This window comes from Photobacterium pectinilyticum, from assembly GCF_024357955.1.
In the GTDB taxonomy this organism is placed as follows: Bacteria; Pseudomonadota; Gammaproteobacteria; order Enterobacterales; family Vibrionaceae; genus Photobacterium; species Photobacterium pectinilyticum.
In genome coordinates this window covers 89976-111218 of record NZ_JANEYT010000003.1, presented here as the reverse complement: position 1 = coordinate 111218, position 21243 = coordinate 89976, and the positions used below count along the sequence as shown (strand labels likewise).

Sequence of the window (21243 nt, the reverse complement as noted above, 5' to 3'; positions counted from 1 at the left end):
AATGAAAAAACTAGCCATATTGGCCGTAGTTACGGCAATGTCTGGGTGCGCTTCAGATTCTGAAAATACTGAGATTATTACTTCATCCCAAGAAGAAATATATCTTCAGGAGCAAGTTGAGTCAGAGACTTTGGCTAAATTGGAAGAGGATACAATCTCGAGCAGCGAAAGTGTAGATCAAGCAACTGTTGCTGACGTCATAAAAAAAGCCGCTGAAGAGGATAAAGCTTCAGGTTTGCAGCTGTCTAAGGCCAGTTACTCGATACAGGTCTTGGCGCTAAGTCATAATAAAGGCTTCGTATCGTACATGAATAAACTTCCATCAGACCAACCGGTATGGACTAACACAAAACAACTTAACGGTGTTCCGTGGTATACCTTGCTATACGGAAATTTTGATACCAAAGAGCAAGCCCGTAAGGCTCTTGAGGCATTACCTAGAGATGTTAAAGAGTACGGGCCATTTATTCGAGATTTAGCTGAAGTTAAAGCCTCTCCCACACCGAAGTTGACTCGTTTGAACTAACGATAAACCAATCAGGTTTGCCTTGGCGACCATCACTGTCGTTGTTATGTTGTCAAAACCCACAATCCTACATAGTGAGGTTGTGGGTTTTGTGCTTTTTGCAAATCAATATCATGCATTGCGAGTAAATATTGGCTCGAATGACTGCTTATTGTTAAGATTTCGAAATAAGTAGCCATAAAGAACGATATGAGGTGCAATAGTCACCTTTTTTTTATTACTATTAAGGAAGAACTTTAGACAAGGGATGATAATGAGCTCAATCCACGTTTTATTACTCTGTGGCGGTGGAAGTGCCGAACACGAAGTCTCTCTAGTATCTGCAAATTACATTGAACAGCAGCTCAAGCAGATTGACGACATTACCTATACCCGATTGGAAATGAATACGGATGGTTGGTTTGACGAACAAGGTCAGCTTTACCATCTTACGCTTGACCGCACGTTGCATCAGGGTGAACAGCAACAGACTGTCGATTACGTTATTCCATGTGTCCACGGCTTCCCTGGTGAAACTGGCGACCTGCAGTCATTTCTAGATATGGCCAAATTACCGTATCTTGGCTGTGGTGCGGAAGCGAGCACAAATTGTTTTAATAAAATCACGACGAAACTGTGGTTTGATGCACTAGGTATCCCAAATACTCCCTATGTATTCCTAAGTGAAAACTGTGAAGAGTCGCATCTTGAGGCAGCAAACGCTTTTGATAAGTGGGGGAAGGTGTTTGTAAAGGCTGCCAGCCAAGGTTCGTCGGTTGGTTGTTACCGCGTCACTGAAAAAGAAGCATTGGCAGAAGCGGTGAATGCTGCTTTTGGTTACTCCGAGCAAGTGCTGATTGAAAAAGCCATTAAGCCACGTGAATTAGAAATCTCTTCTTACGAATACAATGGTGAGCTAATTATTACCAAGCCAGGTGAAGTGTCTTGTCCTGACGACCAGTTTTATACCTATGAAGAGAAGTACAGCGCTGACAGCCATTCAACGACTGCCGTTGAAGCAATCAACCTGACGGAAGCACAAATAGAAGACATTCGTGAGTATGCTCGTAAAGCGTTTATACATATGAAGCTTAAAGATTTGTCCCGTATTGACTTTTTCTTGAGTGAAAATGGTGAAATCCTGCTAAATGAAATCAATACCTTCCCAGGTATGACACCCATTTCGATGTTTCCTAAAATGCTTGAAAATCATGGTCATACATTTAAGGGCTTCTTAGAGCAAGCGATAATGAATGCTGTGAGGTAATTATAAGCCGGGTTTATCCCGGCTTTTTTCACTCCGAAGTAAACTGGCTATACTTTAGGTAGAGCACGCCAGTAAAGATAACAATTATGAGGCGACAAGTAATTAATGTTAACGGATGATATGAAAAAACAGCGCTTTAAGCAGTTGCAAGGGAAGAACTATCGAGCCAGTTTACGACTAGAAGGTATTCACTTAAAGTCTGATGAGAGTGAAAGTAATGATAGTGTACTGACTGAAGTTGAACATATAAAAAAGCTGAAAGGACAATATGCCAGATAAATATGGGGTTGATAGAGACCCAGATTGTTATCCAAACAGTACAGTTCTAATTAACTTGCTCAATATCCGTGATGAGGATGAACTTGAAGCGGCAGAGCGGGATTTCACAAGGGTGCGAGCGAGTCACTTTGAACCTGACTTCCATAACTTCACTTTCGAATACCTTAAACAAATTCACCAAATCCTGTTTCAAGATCTCTACTCATGGGCTGGGTTACAAAGAACGGTTGATATTACCAAGGGAGAAACCCGATTTTGCCATTGGGAAAATATTGAACGTGAATCCCAAAAGCTATTAAGTGAGTTAGCGAACCAAGACCACCTGTGTAATTTAAAACTAAATGACTTCATTGAAAAAATAGCTTTCTTCTATTGTGAACTTAATGTCATCCACCCGTTCAGAGAAGGGAATGGCCGAGTACAACGCATATTTTTTGAAATCCTTGCGATTAATGCTGGGTATGAGATTTGCTGGGAGGGAATTAGCTTGAAAGAGTGGGTAGAGGCCAACCAAGCCGGCTATTTTGGCAATATGGAACGGTTACACGCGTTATTTGATCGAATAACTACACCAATTAATTTAACGGCGGGTTACAACGAACATTGGACAGATGAGCCAAAACGCTAACATAAGATTAGCTATATCCTAGCGCACTATAATTTTGTATTATTAACTCAATATAAAATTATCATCACTAACCTAAAATGACTATTTTTCCCACGGTTTAGGCTTGATAAACTTACCTATCTCTTTCTCATGTCGATCAGTATTTCCGACATATTGAGCCGGCATCGCAGGGCTTTTCCAACGGCCTTGTTCTTGAATATCGATTATTGACATGCCGGCATCGGATAAATCTTTTGCTGCTCCGACACGTGGAGACTGTCCTGAAAATAGGGACGTGTCACCTAATCCTAATTCATCACTGGCACGACGAAAAATACGGTATATGGAAGAGTGATCTAATGGCTTATCACCGATATTACTGTGTCGGTCGATACGCCTGAACACAAAGCCTTCCGAAATCATGCCAATGACGAGCCAGCGTTGTAAGGCTTTAGACGCAATTGAGCTCAATGCAATAGTCGTCGAGCCGACCTCCAAATCTATTAAACCCGAACTATGGATGTATAAATTTTCCGCACACAGCGCGGCAAGCTCACTACGTTTCAGCATTGCTTCAAACATGACTGCCCATATAGCCAAATCTCTGATATCTTTAGGTTTTGTAGATAACTCGAATCTATCTAGTAGCTGTTGCAGGTGCTCATCACGGAAGGGAGCTGCATTCTGGTAATCGTCGTGTTTATCAAGTTGCTGTTTTTTCATGGCTAGTCGAATCTCTGTTTTAGCACAGGGGTCACTTAAGTTATGACAGCGATGAATAAGCGAGATAGTTATAATGTAACGCTTTAGGCTAGCTAACTTTCGGCTTTTCGCCATTAGCTCAATATAACGATGCACGGTATCTGGTTTAGCTGGTAACGAAGGAATGTGCTCTGAGCTGCAGAACACTAAAAAGTTATTCCAGTCATTTTTGAAGGAGATGAGAGTATTAGATGCATATTGATTGTGTGTCAATTCATCGAGTAATACTGTTGATTCCAAGTGATGACGAAAACGTTTGATACTGGACAAGCAATCAGCTTCATTTTGAATCGGTGGAATTTCTTTGGCCATCATATAACCCCTAATGCACTATAATTTATAGTTTATAACAATCTCATATAGAATTCGATTAACTTGATATATAATTTGTGCAGATGTAACACTAATGAGCCTTAACAGCAGGCAATCAAAGATTTTGATGCTTATATTTAAGAATACTGATGATAACCATAGGGCTCAGTATGGCTCAACCAAACGAGGCAGAAATGAAAAAAAGACTGTTCCACAGAGGCCACAACATTGAAAATGCCTCAGGAGCACCAAATGGCTGGAAAACAACCATCAGTGGAAACACCATTATCAGTAAGCTTTCGTTAGTAAAGAAAAGTATTGATTGGTGGTATGACATGCAGACATTTATGCCACCCGAAAAATTTATTATTGCGGGTTCAAGAGAAAAAGCGAGTCAAAAAGTTGAGGACTACAAGGGTTTCAAGTTAATCAATGACAACGGAGATCTCAATGGTTGGTATGTGATCCTTGGAACGAAACTGTTAAAAGGATCGCCGACGGCCATTAAAAAGCACTTGGATCTCGTGATAACTAAAATGCAGAAAAAATAATATCCTCAATAGCTATGACATAGTCGTCAAACAAAAACGCCCAGAGTAGGGCGTTTTTAGTATTTTCGAGCTAGTTGATAGTAATACAAACCTACATATTATCCAGATTGGTATTACTAGTCGTTTTCATCAAGCTTTTCGACATCAACGAGATAATCACCTTCAAGCCAGTTACGCCCAATCAACAGTTTGTAGTCAAGTTTGCTTCTATCACGAAGGTTGACGGTGACTGTTTTATGCTCACCGTTCCAGCCTAAATCCATTTCTACCGAATAACGACGTTCAACGCCTTGAGCATTACGGATTTTGCTCACTTTAACGATTTTTCCTTTGTATTGAGCTTTTTCTCCGTTTTCGTTGACGGAGGTGAACTCGACGGTATGGCCCAGATGATCTCGCATATTATCACTGTCACTATCGTCACCAATAACGTTGATATCCTTGGCATGTATCGAAGTCGTCGCGGCACCAGTATCAATGCGGGCAAGATAATCCATTTCTAAATCATAGACTTTAATCGTCTCGACCTGACCTACAATCGATTTCGAATCGTCACTTTTTGACTCAGCCATGGCAAGATTGGAACCAATAACAGAGAAGAACAACATTGCTGGGATAAAAAGTCTTTTCACGAAAACTCCTGACTATTAGGTACAAACTGAGGGCAATATGCCATTTATCAGATGAACGTTATATGAATCTCATCTACTTATGAAAACTCTAGTTAATTCTTAGCAGATTACGAATATCTGAACAGCTTTCACCTGGTGATTTAAAATGGAATACCTCAAACCCCAGCGCTTTTGCCGTATCTAGATTTTTTTGCTGGTCATCAATAAAGAGTGATTCTGTTGGGTCGATACCAAAACGTTGGCAAAGTAATTCAAAAATTTCAGCTTCGGGCTTAATGGCTAGCTCTTTACCCGAAACTAATCCACCGTCGAACAACTGATACAATCCGTGTTGCTCATTCAATTTTTCAAAAAAAGCGCTACTCATGTTTGTAAGAAAGTAAGCGGAATAGTTGAGGCTAAGAACTTGATTGACTAAATCGTAGGTGTCATCGATGAGCTGTAGATTACTTTGGATGTGTTCAAAAAAGTCTTCCATTCTGGATACGGGCAAATTGACCCGGGCAGCACAGCGAGGGATAGCTTCAGCCATTAACATTGTGCCACGGTCCAGTGATATCCAGTCTGGATGTCGAAGTACATGTTCGAGCAAAAGAGCTTGCTCATCCTTGGAATCTGTAAAGGAAGACACGATCTTTGCAGGGTTCCATTCAAACAAAACTGCGCCAAAATCAAAAATTACGTTTTTAATCATATCTGTTTCCGTTACAGTACCTAATATTGATACAATTGTGGTTCAGGTGATAGACAAATGAGAAATCACAAGATATTACCTGGTTCACAGATCCAAGAAATTTAATGAGATTATCCCATGAACGACAACAGCCGCTTGGTATTTTCAACAGAAACTGGCCGCATTAAAGAAGACAAGCCAACTCAACAACGTCCAACAGGCGATGGCATTGTTCGTATTCAGCACCAGACTAAAGGCCGTAAAGGTAAAGGTGTTTGCATTGTTACGGGTCTAGACCTGGAAGACGCACAATTGAAGTTGTTGGCTGCTGAGCTTAAAAAAGTATGTGGCTGTGGTGGCTCGGTTAAAGATGGTAACATCGAAATCCAGGGTGACAAACGTGACGTAATCAAAGCAGCGTTAGAGAAAAAAGGTCACACAGTAAAGCTGGCTGGCGGTTAATTCAATTGCAAAGCCACTAACAACAAATAGCCCTGAGTTTATAGCTTGGGGCTTTTTATTAGATAATTTTCACGATAGCAAACTGACACACGCATCTTGCGCAAGGCATTTTGCTCATCTGCAAATTATCTACTTTATGGTAAATAAGCATTACTGTTAAATAGCGTTAAGTGACACTGTAATTGAAGAGCAAAATTAAAATTGTTGATAGAAGAGCAGGTTAGAATGGAGAGGCAATCGGTTCTAGGTACAAATAGTTAAATACCTTATTTAACATAATATACATAATGCGCACTGAATCTTGGGTTCACTCAGGGCTAAAAATCCAGTCAAACCAAGGGTTAAGCCCCTAAATCCTTGGCTACTTAACTTTGCCGTGATGTCCTGCCAAGCTTGTTTTGCTTTGAATGTTTTGGCTTTGTCTGCGGCTAGATAAATCAAGACTTCGTGTACATCTGTATTTGTTTGCTCAGCTAAGAAAATAGCTTCATTTTCAGTTAGATAGCGGTCGCCTTTTCTTATTCTACTTAGCTTTGCAGTGTCCATACCTAAATCAGCTGCAATTTGCTTGTCTTGTATGTAGTTTTTTAGTTCTTTGTACTTGTTTAGCAGTTGATTTATGTACATGTTGAATCCTCTTTTTTTTCTATTGTAGCTCTTTAATTGTCATTTTTGGCATCTTGTAATTGTCTAAATTGGCAATTACGATTGTCAAAAGTGACAATTTACATGTGAAAACAAGATTATGTGCACTCAGCTCTATTACGAAATGAATGATGACGGTACGGGTTTCGCCTTTATTGATGGTGAGCCGGAATATTTTCGCAATTACGCCGAACTGCACCAAATCGGGCAAGATTTCTATCCGGATGGTTATGACCTCCACTTGGTCACGGCTGACAACTGGCAATCACTTTATGACTCGGGGGTTTTCGACAATGTCTGCGATTATTGATTTTCTATCCTTCTCTTGGACCCCCGAAGAGCTGGCTCAAATTTTCGACCTGACTAAAATGGGCGCATCCATCAAGGCCATTCGTGGTTTTGAGTTTAACGAATACGGTGACAACGTCACTCATCAAGCATTAGATACTGCCGCTATTGATTACAAGGCGGCGATTAATGCCAAGCTGCGGGATACTGAATTTGCTATTGGTACTGACTCCCGCAAGTTTCATGAGATCAAACGCGACATGCTTGACCATTTCGGCTTGAATACCTTGGATTGTTTATGTCGTGGTGAGGTTGACCGTTTCATTAATCGTTTGAATCATGGCCTCGGTTTGTTTGGCAATGACTGGTCCTTTTCCCTGCGTTCCGGTGGCTTTTCTGGTTATCCGCATTCCGCCAACATTCTTGTTAATGGTCAACAAGCTGGCTTGTGTGCTTGGGGGGCCAAAAATCACGGTTGCTATATTTCGTTCTCCGGTACGGGTACGGCGGTATTGGATTTGAACGAGGTTTATCGCGCATTACACGAATTGCCTGGTGCAAAAATTACCCGTGTTGATATTGCTTTCGATTCATTGGACGGCAAATACAACATCAAAACGGCTCGTAAAATGGCTGAACATGGTGAATTTATTACCCGTGGTCGCCCTGCTTCTTATTGCTATATCGAGTCGGGGCATATGTCGTCACTTTGCAATTATCAGAAATCATCAGGTAAAGAAGAGACTGTCAAAAAGCGCTATGGCTTCGTGGCTGATAAGGGCAAGTCATTCTATGTCGGTACACGTGACGCGGGTAAGTTGTTGCGTGTGTATGAAAAAGGTAAGCAACTCAAATCAGAAGAGCATAAAGATTGGGTTCGTTGGGAGCTTGAGCTTCGCGCCAAAGATCGTGTATTGCCTTTTGATGTGTTGCTTACGCCTGATAAGTATTTGGCGGGTGCATACCCTGCCCTTGGCTTTGTCAGCAAAGAAGAGCAATGCATGATTGCTACTCACAAGCGCAAATGGTTTACCAGTGTTGATAATGCGGTGCGTAACGGTGCTACCCAATGCGGCAAACTCGTCAACTTCATGCGTCAATGTTTGGATTTGGATGATTCACAGATTGTGAATATGCTGACCAATCACCTTGAATCGCATGAAATACCCAACCGACTTAATCAACCTGTTTATCAGGAAACGGAAAATTCAAAAGATATTCGGCTTCGGTGCATGAAACTCATCAATCCGGATAATCACGATATTTATTCCCTAGCATAATGAATAAGGAAATCGACAATGACAACATTAACGGTAATGGTAACGGGTTCTGTACTTGGCTCGGGTATCTCTAAAAAATCGGGTTCCCCTAAGCCTTATCAAATGGCCAATGTGATGTATCTTGCTGCTGCTGAATCATTTCAAAATGATGACCACAATATTCAGCGTTGCGGTATGCAAGAAAAACAAATTCCAATGGTGTTTAATCAAAACCTGTATGCACAATTTGCGGGCCTCTCCTATCCTATCCAGCTTCAACTTGTATTAGAACCTGACCCGCAAAATCCAACTAGAAATGTTGTTGTGGATTTTAAGGAATAACTGAAATTGTTTATTGGGGGTGTGTCTCATGCCAAAGGATGATATTTGTGTTGACATTAGCGAGCAAGGTTATTTGTTCGTCACTCCTCAAGGTTTATCAGAGTGTACTAGTTATGTGTTAGTTAGTAGCTCGAACTATGACAGCTATATAGCCGACTTTGAAATAACAGCAGAAGAAATAACAGAGGCATTTGGTTATGGTTTTGCTGCAATTATCATCTTTGGTTATTTTGCTGCCTATCCTGTCGGTATTGCGAAAAAATTGATTCGCAAACTTTAATTTGTTAAACGGAGATTACAATTATGACTGAGATTTTTGCTGCTGTTGATTTAGCGAGTGTTGCAACCTTTGTTGGTACAACGGGTGTTGTTATTATTGGTATTGCAATGGCGTTTAAAGGGATCACCCTTGCCAAGCGTGCCGTTAACAAGGCTTAATATATGGTTCCCCTTTTGCATGATTTAATTATAACCGTCTGGTCATTGATTGGGGCAATATCCGGTTATGCCGTCTTGCAAGGTTGGCGGTGATAAAACGGTAAAGTATAAGGCGGCTTAGGTCGCCTTTTTTATTGGTGTTATTATGCGAAAGTTTATATTTTTGTTTTTGCTTACCTCTTTTTATGTTCAGGCTGATACATATGTTGTCGATGCCCTTGTTGAAGCAAAATGCTGGGGTACTTATGATTCATTAGCTTCTGTATCTGGCTGTGTTGTAGGTACAAAATATGGTAAGTATGGTCAATATGAATATGTGAGTGTTAGTGAGTCAGTTGGTCGGATATATGGTAAGTTAAGCTCGGGAGGTGGTAATAATATCGGTATTATACATTATGGCGTTACTCCTGAATATTGCGAAACAAATGAGGCTAAAACTTTATTAAGTGACACCATTAATGCTTGTTTTGACGGTACTCCTTTGGATCATGAGGCAACGCATACATACACTTGTTCTAATGAGGCCAAATCAGTTGTTGGAATGTGTACTTATACCCCATTAAATCCGCCTTGTGTTGGCCCTGATTGTGATTGTACGGGTGAGGATTGTGATGACGGTGGTGATACGGGTGACGGCGGTGATGGTGGTGACACGGGTGACGGCGGTGATGGTGGTGACACGGGTGACGGCGGTGATGGTGGTAATACGGGTGATGGCGGTGATGGTGGTAATACGGGTGATGGCGGTGATGACTCCGGTGATTTATCTTCTGTATTGAATGCTATTTCTAACTTGGAAGGGTTAATTAATACAAATTCGTCTGAATTTAATGCCGCTATATTGGATGCAAAAACAACCAATCAAGATGCTTTTGCTAATATTCTTGAGTCAACTAACGGGCTTGGGGGTTATTTGGGCGATATAGAAACCAATACTTCACAAACAATTAATAGCATTAATAATTTATCATCTGGTTTAGATGATATTGAATCAGCTACTCGTGGTCTTGGGGGGAGTTTATTGGATATTGAGGGAAATACAGCATCAACGGCAACAAGAATTAGTAATTTATCGTCGTCTAATAGAGAAGGTTTATCTTCTCTTCAATCTTCTAATGAGGCAACAGGCAATAAATTGAGTATTGATATTAATAAGTTGCTTGATATAGATACAGAAATAAATGCTACCCTTTCTGAACAATTGGCCCTTTATAATAAGTATGTTGATACTGCGGATTCATCCAATAGTTATTTAGAGCATATGGCTAATTTTACTGACCAAGAATTAGCGGTATTGCGTGAAATGCAATCTGATTATCTTACCCATTTCGACCATCAATATAACCAATTTTCAAATATTGATACGTCTATTACTGATATGACACAATCAATACATGAAGATAATATGATGCTGGTAAATCAGGCGGTAGAAGATTTTAAACAACGTGAAATGCTGGCTAATCAATCTTTGGATGGTTTAGAAAATATTGCTGAGTTAACCAAGGGGCTTGGTGATAATCAAATTACATCAAATGATAATCTGGATAATATAAATGAAACATTATTAGCCAATGAACAGCAACGCAATGCGCAATCTGATGAGCTGTTAGCGGCGATAAATAATCTTGATTTTTCTGACGGTGAATTGATTGACCAGCTAGGCATGGTTAATGATGAGTTGGCTGGTATTGGTGATACTTTGGATGGTATCGCTGATGGTCAATATGCATTGCAAAATCTTGATATTGGTGGTGCTGGCACGGTTCCTTGTTTTCAAGATGATGCTTGTCGCGGTTTTTACTCATCGAAATATCCGCAAGGCATAGCTGGCGTTATGCAAGATTTCACCGATGATTTACGTTCTGGTGATTATTTTTCGTTCCTTGACCAGTTTAATGTTGATGTGGGTAATGCGTCATCCCCTGATTTTGAATTGCAATTTGATTTAGGCAAGATGGGCAACTTCGGGCGTCATAGTTTTGATATTGGTCCTGATATCTGGCTGTTTGTCCGGTTATGTATCATGTTCGGTGCGGCTATTTTATCTCGTGCGTTAGTGTTTGGGGGTTAATATGTTTGATTGGATTGTAGACTTATTTAATATACTGCTGGACTTTTTGTATAAATTGGTTTTATCGCTGGTTGATATGCTGATTGATTCTGTGTATTTCATTCTTGAGCAATTATTGGTTGTTGGTAAGGGGTTAATTTCGCTGATATCTGATATGTTGGCTCCGGTGGATTTATCCGAGTATATGACTGGATTCCCTCCTTCGGTGTCTTGGGTGTTGGGGCAAATTGGATTACCGCAAGCATTAGGGATAATCATCACGGCGATTACGATTCGTTTGATTCTCCAGTTAATTCCGTTCGTTCGGTTGGGGTCTTGATATGATTAATTTAATTGTCGGTAGACCAGGTGGCGGTAAAAGTTACGAGGCAGTGGTTTTTCATATTATTCCAGCGGTGCAATCAGGCCGAAAGGTAGTGACCAACCTCCCCTTGAATATTGACCATTTTGTACAGGTGTTTGGTGAGGATGTACGGTCGTTAATCCGCATCATAGATACCCAACTTGATGATTTTGGTAATATCAATCGCTCTTTCAGTAGGCCCGATGATTATCAGGATGAATGGAAAAATGACAAGGGCCAAGGTGTGCTTGTTGTGGTGGATGAGGCACACATGGTATTGCCGTGTGGCCGTTCCCCTGTTGAGGTGTTGGAATTTTTGAGTTTGCACCGGCACTATGGTATTGACGTTATTTTGATTACTCAGTCAGACCGTAAATTACATAAAGATGTGCGTGACATGGTCCAGCTTGTTTATCGCTGCTCCAAGAATACGGCGTTGGGAAGCAATGAAACGTATACTCAAAAAGTCAAAGACGGCTGTCGTGGTGAGGTGGTCAATACCAACATCCGTAAATACAAGAAATCCTATTTTCCCTTTTATCAGTCGCATACGGCTTCCAACACGGCGGTCAAAGAGGCAATGGCAAGTGATGTTAAACCGTTATGGCAACATTGGAGCTTTATCGGGGCTGGTATTTGTTTTTTGTTTGTTTTGGGTATGCTGGCAACGGGTAAGATTAAAAATCCGCTGTCAGTGGATGAGGCCCCAATAGAAGAGTTAGAACATGTTGAGGTAATACAACCTGTCAATCATTCCGTCACACCTCCCCCTGTGGCTCCTGCACCCTCTAAGGCCAAGTCTAATTTAACGCACCCTTTGGCGGATTATTCATTGTTTGTCACTGGGTTTGCCAAACAGATTGCAATGAAGTCAGACCGTCATTTTGATTTGGATTTGTCGTTTGACCGTGTTTATTTGGTGGCATTCCAGAAAAACATTCGTCAATTTGAATTGAACTCGTCGGAGCTTCGGCGTTTGGGGTATACCTTTAGGCGGCTTGGGGAGTGTTTGTATAGTCTTCAATATGAATCGTTTGAATCTCTTGTTGTTTGTTCAAATAATCAGGATTATCAGCCTGATGATATTATTCCTAGTTTCATGCCAATGTGATTGGGGGGAACGGGAGGGGTCCCCGCCTGCGGGGAGGGGCATGTTACCATCCAAGCAAGGTATTTGCGCATGATAAACGATGACATGGCTTCCCTGCCCTTTGTGCTATTCAGCACCGCAAATGAACAATCCGAGCCAACTGAACACACCATGCGGAGCTACCCACATTATTGACAGGTAGCCCGAAACCTCCTTCCTGCTAGGCCAAGCAAAACCATCAACAAAGTGCTAAATCAGAGTTTGAAGTAATTAAATGACGGTTCCGGCTTAACCCATGCCTTTTTGCAGCGCACACAACAGTATGTTCTTCGACGTACGTCATAGCGAATCAAGCCCCTACCGCAATAGGAATTACAAAGCTCAAGTAAATCTGGATGCTGTTCTTTGAGGATGTGGCTATATAGCCTTGGCTTACCCATAGATACCGACACTGTATAAAAACACAGTGTTAGTATAAATCGTGTATTTTAGACATTCCAGTGCAAAACATCGCTTAAACGAGTCGTGCTCTTTTGGATAGTGAATACGGCTAGATTATGTGGCTAACTTTCAAGTCATTTGGGTATGGATTTGTATGCTGTAAGTTGTACAATTGATTGCATTATGGCGTTTTGTGGCTGAAGTCGCTGTTTTTTAACGTAAAATCAGCTATTTAACGTAATGAGTATATTGCGCATTCGTACAAATAATATTTCAGAGGTTATATATGCAAAATAATAAACCTATCATTTTTGTAAGCCACGCCGCTGTTGATTCAGGTATTGCTGGCGTATTCAAAAGTGATGTAGAACAAAATTTTCTAGGGTTATGTTCTCTATTCGTTTCATCCGATTTAGATAGTATTCAAGGTGGTTTTGAATGGATTCAGAGAATTAAAGAAAACTTGTCAAATGCCGTCATTTCTATAGGGCTCTATTCTCCAGTAGCCCTTACTCGACCTTGGATTTACACTGAATTTGGCGCTGGTTGGATTCGAGATATACCTACTATTACGCTTTGTCACTCCGGCCTGCAAAAAAATCAATTACCTGTCCCCCTATCACATTTCCAAGCATTAGACCTTACTGACGAACTACACCTGAAGCATCTATATGAACAAATTACGGAAGCAATTAATTGCCAACTACCTAATATAGATTTTTCTGCAGAGGTTAATAAGTACCGGGAAATTACAGAAACTCAAAGAGTGCAACGCATGATTCATGGTTGGTTTACTCAACTCAAGAATTGGAATCCCGACCTTGATTCTTTATTTGATGATAAAGAAGTAATTGAGATATTAATTCCCGCTCAAGCAGATGCTGATTTCTTGAACTTTAAACAAGATGTAGAACAATCTGAGTTTTTGATTGTAGAACAAGCAGGGATGGCTATGGGGACTCGTGTAGGTGCGCAAGCCTCGGTGTGGAACCTGCGCAGAGGTGTTAAGTTTGATGTATTGAAATCCTTGCTTAATATTTAACTATAACCCCGTCTAGTAATACGGGGTGAAAGTTTAAGGGGTCGTCATATCCTTCAGCACGGTACGGTATTGCGGTTCCAAATGAATAAGCCCCTTAGTCGGGGCTCTTAAAATTTTCAGTCAACGCCTGCAATAAGGTGTGTTCCGCTAAACTAACAAAGCACACCGAACTTCATACCAAAACCGCCAAGTGTGTAACGCACCACCTTGATTGCTTTGTTAATTGCACTATTTTAGTGAGAAGCGTAAACGTTTTAACCTCATACGGTATGTAGCAATAGTTACAGGATCTATGGACTCAATAAATCTCCCATAGTTTTCTAGCTCATGAATCATATCTAGCAATTCTTTTAGTACAGATGATTCAACTTCAATATCTTCCCTAAGTTTCAGGATACGCCTTCTCGATGTGGTATAAATGATCATTACTGGGATTGTAACAATCATTAGAAATCCAGATGTTGCCACTTGAAAAACACGATCTAACTGCAAAAGATCTATACCTAGCAACAATGAAAGTGACAAGCAGATAATTATATATACAACCCCAACCAACCAGTATTGCCGCTGTTTAATCGAAGTAACTTCAGCATCCAATTCCTTTAGCTTATCCGATACATTCTCAGCAAGTGAAATTAGTTTATCTAGTTCATTTACGGTTGCTTCAGATTTCATTTCAGCTTCGCTACTCATGCGAAACCTCCGCTAGAATACTAATAAAGTTCTTCATATAGTTAGCAGGTTCATCAAATGTAATTAGCTGAGGAGATACTTTAGTTTCACCCCATACATAAGGCTTAGGCTTTGGACAAACAGGGACGACTCTACACTTAATATTGTTTGAGCCGACACGTTTTATTAAGCTATTGAGTTCATTAACAAATGGACTACTTCCTTCAGGGTAATAGTACATTTTCGCATCATCTAGCTTATCAAAGTACAAATCAGCCTTACTTACTGCTATTGTAATCCACTTAGGCCCTCGACCAGTAGCGCAAGCTGTTGCTATAAGATTAGCTACTTTCTTAAACTCTTCGAGTTCACGCTGTAGGTTATAATCCCTTAAAGCTTCAAGAGTATCATAGCCTGCATCACGCAACTTTTGCTCTGTTACGCTAGAACGAACAGAAGTAAAACCCCAGTCAACAACATGGACTACTCCTTCTAGATTCTTATGCTTATTAAATGCTTCGTCTAATGCAGCTTCTCTTGCTGCGATTTCCTGACCAGGAACAACCGTAAAGATCTGAGTCCACTCACCAACTGTTATCGCTTTCTTTTCTGCTTCAGTAGACGTTCCAGGTTCTTCCCATTCATGATCTTTAACTTCGCCATGTTGACAAAGTGTAAGTACAGATTTTCCAGCTCCAGCAACACCAGTAACAACTACGTTCGTATCACCTCTACCAGCATATACCAAAAGCCTCTTCCACCACTCATGAAGCTGACTCTTGTTCTGGTAAGCCATAACAGGAGCACGTAGTGCTGTAGGTAGTAAGTCTGTCCAATCTGCCATTTGTTCTTCTCATTAAGTTTCAAATGGTTAGAATTGTAATCGATTTTCTATAAATAAGTCACCTATAAGAAAGATATTGTGAGTGCGACAGCACTTAACAGCTTCATACATTGCAATTTTCAACATATTACTGCTAATTTATCAACACTTGCGATACACAAGATGCTTAAAATTAATAAGTTTTGTTATGTATTCGTGATATGTTGAATAATTCAACATATCACGTTCAACGGTAGTAATAGTCTTAGTTGTTGTGACTAATTGAGGACAAATTTACCTTAAAGGTAGTTTTTTCAACATCCTAGCTGTTCTGATGATGGCGGCCTTCATCTCCCTATCGTTCTCGGCACTGATTTGTAAAAGCGCATTCCCCGTTACGATCCTGTCTGGGGTTAAAGTCCATCCGTTCGGCGTCACTAACTCCCCTTGTTTGATTTGCCACCCTCTCCAGTCGTCATTAATAGCTGCAAGATCTCTACATGAATAGAGCTTCATTAGTCGTCTGCACTCCGGTGGTATCTTCTGACCCGAGTCCCAACGTGTGATGGTTCTCACAGATTTGAAACATAGCTCAGCTACCCTTTTTTTACTCAGTCCACAGACAAATTTTCTAAAAATGTAGTTTTCGGTCAACTTACTAGTCATAGTGCTTATTTATTCAATCTATCATTAATCAACTGATTGAATAATAAATCCCCTAAACTGTTGATGTTTCGAGTTATTTAACAACTTTGCCAACGACCATATTTAACATAACGCACCCATAATGCGCACTGAAGGGTTTGAGTTTTATAGCTGGGTCTAATCTGGTTCATGGCCTTCAAACATGCCTGAATCAAGCATTTCGTTGTAAAGCTCAGGCGTTAACTCTACCAAATCATAATCACCGTAATCAGTTGCACAGCTGACTTTAAGTGCCTCCCAAGATTTGAATGTGTAAAAACCATCTTGCTCAGTAAATGTAGAAATCATTTCTGGAGTTACTTCATCAAAGTAAACTTTAGTTTCAGTCATACCCACGGCACTCTTGTTTGCGGCTAATTATAATGCCGGCTCCAATGGTTGGATCATCATGCCAAACCGTTTAAGTTCAAGGCTACCAAAGTTGTTCACGATAAAACTAGAGCTATGAACGGTATAATTACCTGCCGGATACGCTGGTTGGCTTTCTTGTAATTGTACTTTCATCAATGTCGGGAAACGTCCGCCCAAATGAGCATAAGCATCCTGCTCATAGATTGTTCTTGGAGGCTTTCCATCTTTGCCAGGCATTGTTCGAGATTTTACTTTTACATCGTCTTCAAATATTTCGATTACTAACATGATGGCTTTCCTTTATGCGTATGCTCTAAATGGTAAAACATTGGACTCTGCTACTACTGGCATCTTGTACCAATGCGGAACACGAAGCGGTTTCACTTCAATTTCTTCTGATCGTTTTAGTGTTGGACACATACGACTGACATCAAATTGTTGGCCGATATCGATACCAATCGCTTTTAGGCGGGCTTTATGTTCATAGAATTGAGCCCTGCTTAATACCTGTCTTAAATCAGCTCCATGCTGCCACATCGTAAAATAGCTCATCGTGGTATTGGCTTTTCTCATAGTGTCCACAACACCTGAAGCTATTAATTGGTGTGCTATAGATTGATGTTCGTCGTGACTTACTTGTATGGTTTTCATGGCGTTCTCAATGTCTTGTAGGTGCTGGTAAAAATCCTGCTCGGTGACAATGCCGTAGAATTGCAAATTGTGTCGTTTTAATAATGCTTGTCGTAGGCTGTGTTCTTCTCGAACTACGCCAGCTGCTTGGCAGTAATCAATTAAGTGCTTTATATAATCAAGTCGTTCGGCTTCTATACCACATTTCTTTCGTTGTGCTTTTGATAAGTGTTGCTGGCCTAAGCAGTGGCGGCTTTTGGGTACACGTAAAAGTTGATGGTATCGCACTGACTTACCCTGCTCGTGATTTAAAGAAAGCATAATTGCTACTAGTCGGTAACTTGATAAAGGTAACCACGGTTACCTTTTTTCGTTTCAGGTTTTAAAAAACTATGTAGCTATACTCTGCGCCATCGAGAAGCACTCTATACTTATGCATTGTGCCTTTCACTTGGAGAAGCTTATGGCCATTACCTATCATCCAGACTCCGATCTGGACGACGCAAAGATCAAACAGCTGCACGGTGAACTGCTACTTAAGCAAGAGCACTTCCGAGATGAAATCACCAAGCTAAGTAATCTCATTGCAAAAAAAGAAGACTGCTCAGTCACCGATGTTGCTGAAGCGGCTAACATACGCGAAGAAGCCGACAGAGCAATGGGCCTTGTCGATCAATATACTGAAACACTGGCACAAATTGAGAAGGCCTTATCCCATATGGAACATGGTACTTATGGCGTAAGTGATAAATCCGGCAATCCTATACCTTTCGAGCGCTTGAAAATTATTCCCTGGACTTCGAGTTGCGCCGATGACTGATAAGTCACCTTTACACTTTTCCTTAGCTCTACACATTATTTGTCTTAATGCATAACTGTGACGTTGACGATTGAGTAACGAAATACTGCCATACGTGCTGGTAAAATTTTCGCTGATTAGGATGTGGAGCTAGCTGCAAAGCTTCTTCTAATGAACACCAACGGTAATCAGTGTGTTCGTTGTTCAACGTCACTTTTATCTCTGGATCACAATAGACAACAAAGCCAATAGCAATGAAGATTTGATCAGTTCGTGGATAATAAAACTGTTGTAAATAATCTGCATTGTATAATCGTGTTGCACACAGTTGTGTTTCTTCCTTTAGTTCACGAAGGAAAGCTTGCCATGCGGTCTCACTTTTCTCAATTTTACCAGCGACATGACACCAGTACCCTTCATCAGCTCTTTTTAACAGTAACATTTTAAACTGATGTTCTACCTTTGTTAAAACAACACCAGATACAAAGTTGGGTTTGAGCTGCATAATACGAACCTCTGTTAACCATTGGATACACTAATATTACATCTATTTACGATATCCCTTATGAATGCAAGGGCTCTAAGGGAAGACTATATGTGCACAACATACTGATTAAATAGACATTAACGAGCACATACTCTGAGCCAAAACGCTTAATTAACACTTTCATCTACTTGTAATGCATTTTTCATTTCAAAGAACTTTATCGCAATTACTTTACAGCATATTCTTGCTTTTATTCGAAAAGTCACCATGCCTCAATAGCATATGCATAAAGTTCATGGTAATGTGGAAATGTTAAAAAATAAAACAAACACATAACATATTTATTGAGTTGTCATTGTTAGGGGTAAGATATGGATATCAAAACACAAGATTCAAATAGCTTTGATGCTGATGTTATTCATCTGTATCTGCAAGAAATCGCGCACAAACCATTGTTGTCTAAAGAGGAAGAAGTTCTCCATAGCAGAAAGTGTTTACGTGGAGACAAATTTGCCAAGGCCACAATGATTGAAAGCAACCTGCGTTTAGTCGTGAGTATTGCCAAGAAATACCGCAACAGTGGCATGTCCCTCAGTGACTTAATCGATGAAGGAAATATCGGTTTAATCACTGCTGTTGAAAAATTTGATCCTGAGCGAGGGTTTAGGTTCTCAACCTATGCGACATGGTGGATTAAACAAACCATTGAACGTTCGATCCACAATCAAGCGCGTACGATAAGATTGCCTGTTCATGTGTCAAAAGAGATCAATACTATCCTGCGAACGCATAAGCAGCTAATGAAAAGTACTAACCAAGAACCAAGCCAGGAAGACATTGCTGCTAAACTCGAGCGCTCAGTTGAAGATATCTCGAGCGTACTTGCTTACGATGCACCTGTTGTTTCCATTGATCAACAGATCACCGATGATTCAGGCTCGCAAACTATTTCAGCTTTTATTGCCGACAATGAGGGTGAAAAGCCAGAAAGCGAACTTGACCGCCAAGATATCAGTAACCTTGCTATTACCATGCTTGAGAGCTTGAATAAGCGAGACAGAGAAATCCTGTGCCGCCGCTTTGGTCTTTTAGGTTATGAAGCTCAGACTCTACAGCAAGTTGCTGATGAAGTTGGTCTAACCCGTGAGCGTATTCGTCAATTACAAGTGAGCTCATTGAAAAAGCTCAAAAATACACTGAGCCGTGAAAATTACGATCTTGAGCTACTTTTTGCTGAAACTGCATAACATGATTATAAATAAATCGCTAAGCCTTCCTTTGGGAAGGCTTTTTGTTTTATGTAACCTTTATACCCATCATTTCATTTTTCTTTGATGGGCATTCAAATAATACCAACCAGGCGTACAAACCGCATCTTATTGTAACTACAGTAACTTCTGTGTCTTATCAGGAGTTTGAACATGCAAAATCACACCATACTTATATCCTTTCTTAGTGTTCTCATGTTTTTTGGCATCGAAATGGCATATGCCTCATCCAGTAAAAAGAAAGAGAAATGTGAAAAAGTTAATGACAAGATCACTAAAGTACAAAATAAAATGCGCAATGGATATACAACAAAACAAGGTGTCAAGTATCACAAACAATTGAATAAACTATATAAACAACAATTTGAATATTGTATATGAATAAACACTTTTATAACGAGCGATCTCGTATCTGAGCCGTTAATACGCTCTAGCTCTGATAATCTTTAAAGATAATTATTATTGCCAGAGGCGCTCATTTTGAAAATTTTCTATGCCCTATGCATATCATTTATTTTATCTTCATGCGCTAGTTACAGCGTCACCGAGCAGGAGATACAAGACTACCTTGATGATAGAAGCGGCTTTGAAAGAACAGTGGGAGTCAAAGGCTTAGCACACGCAAATATAAAGTTTGAAAATGTAAAAGTAGGTATTGGAAGGGTTGCCAATGACCGAGTAAACCTTGATGCAGATTCAAAAGCCCAGATATCCATCCAAGGGAAAAGCCCACAGCAACTACAAATAAAAGTGAACTTCAGTGCCGTACCCTACTACGACAAGGATGAAGGTGCTATCTTTCTAAATGACTTAAAAGTTGAGGACATCGACATACAGCCAAATGAACTGAACCTTCCAAGCAAACAGCTGTTGTCACCTATTGTTGAAATGGTTGGACAGTATTTATTGACAAGGCCAGTGTATCGCTTAAGCGATGAAGACTTTAAACAATCGATGCTGAAAACAGCAAGACCTGAGCTTTTAATCAAAAATCATGAGCTAGTGATTCAAATCTAACAAATAATGAGAGCATCAATATAAGATGATGCTCTCATTACATATGGCTATTAGCCAACTTTCAATTGTTATTGTTTTGAGCGCTCTAGAAAGTTTGTGCCAGCCGCCTCATCAATGATGTGAATCGCCCTTTCTGTTTCAAATGCTTTTCGCATTGCTTCCGCAGCATAATTTTTAATGGTAGATTCATGTGAACTAACAAAAACAAAGATAAATAAGCCAAGTGCAAATAAAGCGGCCAACATTGCCATGATGGTTCTTTGTACTATACGCTTTTCAGCTTCTTTCAATTGCCTCTCAAGTATCTCAATAACATCATGATTAGTGAGATTTGGTCTTATTTTTCTTTGATTTTTCATATATTTATTTATGACCAATAAATGCAGATTATTTGAGGCTACTTTAGCAATTGATTCTTAACTTTACCTTAATAGGCATTAAACATTGCTATAGCACATTGTTTTTATTAAGAGTAATATTTA

General features: G+C 40.1%; 29 protein-coding genes and 1 pseudogene. 18 read left to right on the top strand and 12 right to left on the bottom strand.

What is annotated here, in order from left to right; genetic code table 11:
- Position 1: 1 nt before the first annotated feature.
- The 4 genes from NHN17_RS02495 (at position 2) to NHN17_RS02480 (ending at position 2679) form a co-directional block, all read left to right on the top strand.
- Positions 2-526, top strand: a complete 525-nt coding sequence (locus NHN17_RS02495) for an SPOR domain-containing protein (RefSeq protein WP_255040541.1) — start codon at positions 2-4, stop codon at positions 524-526.
- A 253-nt stretch (positions 527-779) separates the two neighbouring features.
- Positions 780-1772, top strand: a complete 993-nt coding sequence (locus NHN17_RS02490) for a D-alanine--D-alanine ligase (RefSeq protein WP_255040540.1) — start codon at positions 780-782, stop codon at positions 1770-1772.
- A gap of 120 nt (positions 1773-1892) precedes the next feature.
- Positions 1893-2051 (top strand): YhfG family protein, encoded by a 159-nt coding sequence (locus NHN17_RS02485; protein ID WP_255040539.1) that lies wholly within the window; start codon positions 1893-1895, stop codon positions 2049-2051.
- On the top strand, positions 2041-2679 hold the full coding sequence (locus tag NHN17_RS02480; RefSeq protein ID WP_255040538.1) for a putative adenosine monophosphate-protein transferase Fic: 639 nt from the start codon (positions 2041-2043) through the stop codon (positions 2677-2679). Before NHN17_RS02485 ends, NHN17_RS02480 begins: the two co-directional genes overlap by 11 nt.
- Positions 2680-2760: 81 nt before the next feature.
- On the opposite strand, the gene NHN17_RS02475 is transcribed toward NHN17_RS02480, so the two are convergent.
- Positions 2761-3735, bottom strand: coding sequence for a tyrosine-type recombinase/integrase (locus NHN17_RS02475; RefSeq protein ID WP_309243477.1), 975 nt, complete (start codon positions 3733-3735; stop codon positions 2761-2763).
- Positions 3736-3902: 167 nt separating this feature from the next.
- Between NHN17_RS02475 and NHN17_RS02470 the strand changes: the two genes are divergently transcribed.
- Entirely contained in the window at positions 3903-4283 is a 381-nt protein-coding gene (locus NHN17_RS02470; RefSeq protein ID WP_255040536.1) for a DUF3319 domain-containing protein, read from the top strand.
- Between the two features lie 116 nt (positions 4284-4399).
- Here the strand turns inward: NHN17_RS02470 and NHN17_RS02465 are convergent, their stop codons facing one another.
- Together NHN17_RS02465 and NHN17_RS02460 are read right to left on the bottom strand one after the other, a co-directional pair.
- The gene (locus NHN17_RS02465) at positions 4400-4891 is read right to left on the bottom strand and encodes an ATP-dependent zinc protease family protein (RefSeq protein ID WP_373689533.1); all 492 of its coding nucleotides are present in this window, start codon (positions 4889-4891) and stop codon (positions 4400-4402) included.
- Positions 4892-5003: 112 nt separating this feature from the next.
- Complete coding sequence (locus NHN17_RS02460; RefSeq protein WP_255040535.1) at positions 5004-5609, bottom strand: HAD family hydrolase; 606 nt, start codon at positions 5607-5609, stop codon at positions 5004-5006.
- Between the two features lie 117 nt (positions 5610-5726).
- Between NHN17_RS02460 and yciH the strand changes: the two genes are divergently transcribed.
- Positions 5727-6050: a stress response translation initiation inhibitor YciH gene (gene yciH, locus NHN17_RS02455; RefSeq protein WP_255040534.1), complete on the top strand. Its 324-nt coding sequence runs from the start codon at positions 5727-5729 to the stop codon at positions 6048-6050.
- Between the two features lie 270 nt (positions 6051-6320).
- Here the strand turns inward: yciH and NHN17_RS02450 are convergent, their stop codons facing one another.
- A complete protein-coding gene (locus NHN17_RS02450; RefSeq protein ID WP_255040533.1) occupies positions 6321-6677 on the bottom strand; it encodes a DUF3693 domain-containing protein in 357 nt (118 codons plus the stop codon).
- A 118-nt stretch (positions 6678-6795) separates the two neighbouring features.
- Here NHN17_RS02450 and NHN17_RS02445 point away from each other — a divergent pair, with 118 nt between their 5' ends.
- The 9 genes from NHN17_RS02445 (at position 6796) to NHN17_RS02405 (ending at position 14009) form a co-directional block, all read left to right on the top strand.
- Positions 6796-7005 carry a hypothetical protein gene (locus NHN17_RS02445; RefSeq protein WP_255040532.1) on the top strand — a complete coding sequence of 70 codons (210 nt, stop codon included), beginning with the start codon at positions 6796-6798 and terminating at the stop codon, positions 7003-7005.
- On the top strand, positions 6989-8263 hold the full coding sequence (locus NHN17_RS02440) for a replication initiation factor domain-containing protein (protein ID WP_255040530.1): 1275 nt from the start codon (positions 6989-6991) through the stop codon (positions 8261-8263). The genes NHN17_RS02445 and NHN17_RS02440 overlap by 17 nt, the downstream gene beginning before the upstream one ends.
- An 18-nt stretch (positions 8264-8281) precedes the next feature.
- Positions 8282-8584: a CTX-RstB family phage integration protein gene (locus NHN17_RS02435; protein WP_255040529.1), complete on the top strand. Its 303-nt coding sequence runs from the start codon at positions 8282-8284 to the stop codon at positions 8582-8584.
- A 28-nt stretch (positions 8585-8612) separates the two neighbouring features.
- The gene (locus tag NHN17_RS02430) at positions 8613-8864 is read left to right on the top strand and encodes a hypothetical protein (RefSeq protein WP_255040528.1); all 252 of its coding nucleotides are present in this window, start codon (positions 8613-8615) and stop codon (positions 8862-8864) included.
- 23 nt (positions 8865-8887) lie between these two features.
- On the top strand, positions 8888-9022 hold the full coding sequence (locus NHN17_RS02425) for a hypothetical protein (protein ID WP_255040527.1): 135 nt from the start codon (positions 8888-8890) through the stop codon (positions 9020-9022).
- Between the two features lie 145 nt (positions 9023-9167).
- Positions 9168-11093, top strand: coding sequence for a hypothetical protein (locus NHN17_RS02420; RefSeq protein ID WP_255040526.1), 1926 nt, complete (start codon positions 9168-9170; stop codon positions 11091-11093).
- Position 11094: 1 nt separating this feature from the next.
- Positions 11095-11412: a DUF2523 family protein gene (locus NHN17_RS02415; RefSeq protein ID WP_255040525.1), complete on the top strand. Its 318-nt coding sequence runs from the start codon at positions 11095-11097 to the stop codon at positions 11410-11412.
- 1 nt (position 11413) lies between these two features.
- Positions 11414-12547: a zonular occludens toxin domain-containing protein gene (locus NHN17_RS02410; RefSeq protein ID WP_255040524.1), complete on the top strand. Its 1134-nt coding sequence runs from the start codon at positions 11414-11416 to the stop codon at positions 12545-12547.
- 706 nt (positions 12548-13253) lie between these two features.
- On the top strand, positions 13254-14009 hold the full coding sequence (locus NHN17_RS02405) for a toll/interleukin-1 receptor domain-containing protein (RefSeq protein WP_255040523.1): 756 nt from the start codon (positions 13254-13256) through the stop codon (positions 14007-14009).
- Between the two features lie 228 nt (positions 14010-14237).
- On the opposite strand, the gene NHN17_RS02400 is transcribed toward NHN17_RS02405, so the two are convergent.
- The 6 genes and pseudogenes from NHN17_RS02400 to NHN17_RS02375 form a co-directional block, all read right to left on the bottom strand.
- Complete coding sequence (locus NHN17_RS02400) at positions 14238-14702, bottom strand: hypothetical protein (RefSeq protein ID WP_255040522.1); 465 nt, start codon at positions 14700-14702, stop codon at positions 14238-14240.
- Entirely contained in the window at positions 14695-15525 is an 831-nt protein-coding gene (locus NHN17_RS02395; RefSeq protein ID WP_255040521.1) for a hypothetical protein, read from the bottom strand. Before NHN17_RS02395 ends, NHN17_RS02400 begins: the two co-directional genes overlap by 8 nt.
- 273 nt (positions 15526-15798) lie before the next feature.
- Positions 15799-16020: a DUF3653 domain-containing protein gene (locus NHN17_RS02390; RefSeq protein ID WP_255040520.1), complete on the bottom strand. Its 222-nt coding sequence runs from the start codon at positions 16018-16020 to the stop codon at positions 15799-15801.
- Between the two features lie 306 nt (positions 16021-16326).
- A complete protein-coding gene (locus NHN17_RS02385) occupies positions 16327-16539 on the bottom strand; it encodes a hypothetical protein (protein WP_255040518.1) in 213 nt (70 codons plus the stop codon).
- Positions 16540-16566: 27 nt separating this feature from the next.
- Entirely contained in the window at positions 16567-16848 is a 282-nt protein-coding gene (locus tag NHN17_RS02380) for a single-stranded DNA-binding protein (protein WP_255040517.1), read from the bottom strand.
- A 12-nt stretch (positions 16849-16860) separates the two neighbouring features.
- Positions 16861-17412 (bottom strand): annotated as a pseudogene (locus NHN17_RS02375) (phage/plasmid replication domain-containing protein); the annotation flags it as partial.
- 241 nt (positions 17413-17653) lie between these two features.
- Here NHN17_RS02375 and NHN17_RS02370 point away from each other — a divergent pair.
- The gene (locus NHN17_RS02370) at positions 17654-18010 is read left to right on the top strand and encodes a TraR/DksA family transcriptional regulator (RefSeq protein ID WP_255040516.1); all 357 of its coding nucleotides are present in this window, start codon (positions 17654-17656) and stop codon (positions 18008-18010) included.
- 28 nt (positions 18011-18038) lie between these two features.
- On the opposite strand, the gene NHN17_RS02365 is transcribed toward NHN17_RS02370, so the two are convergent.
- Positions 18039-18497 (bottom strand): NUDIX hydrolase, encoded by a 459-nt coding sequence (locus NHN17_RS02365; RefSeq protein WP_255040591.1) that lies wholly within the window; start codon positions 18495-18497, stop codon positions 18039-18041.
- Positions 18498-18847: 350 nt separating this feature from the next.
- Between NHN17_RS02365 and rpoS the strand changes: the two genes are divergently transcribed.
- Complete coding sequence (gene rpoS / locus NHN17_RS02360) at positions 18848-19723, top strand: RNA polymerase sigma factor RpoS (protein WP_255040515.1); 876 nt, start codon at positions 18848-18850, stop codon at positions 19721-19723.
- A 501-nt stretch (positions 19724-20224) separates the two neighbouring features.
- Positions 20225-20761, top strand: coding sequence for a YceB family lipoprotein (locus tag NHN17_RS02355; RefSeq protein WP_255040514.1), 537 nt, complete (start codon positions 20225-20227; stop codon positions 20759-20761).
- A 68-nt stretch (positions 20762-20829) separates the two neighbouring features.
- On the opposite strand, the gene NHN17_RS02350 is transcribed toward NHN17_RS02355, so the two are convergent.
- Entirely contained in the window at positions 20830-21120 is a 291-nt protein-coding gene (locus tag NHN17_RS02350; RefSeq protein ID WP_255040513.1) for a hypothetical protein, read from the bottom strand.
- Between the last annotated feature and the right edge of the window lie 123 nt (positions 21121-21243).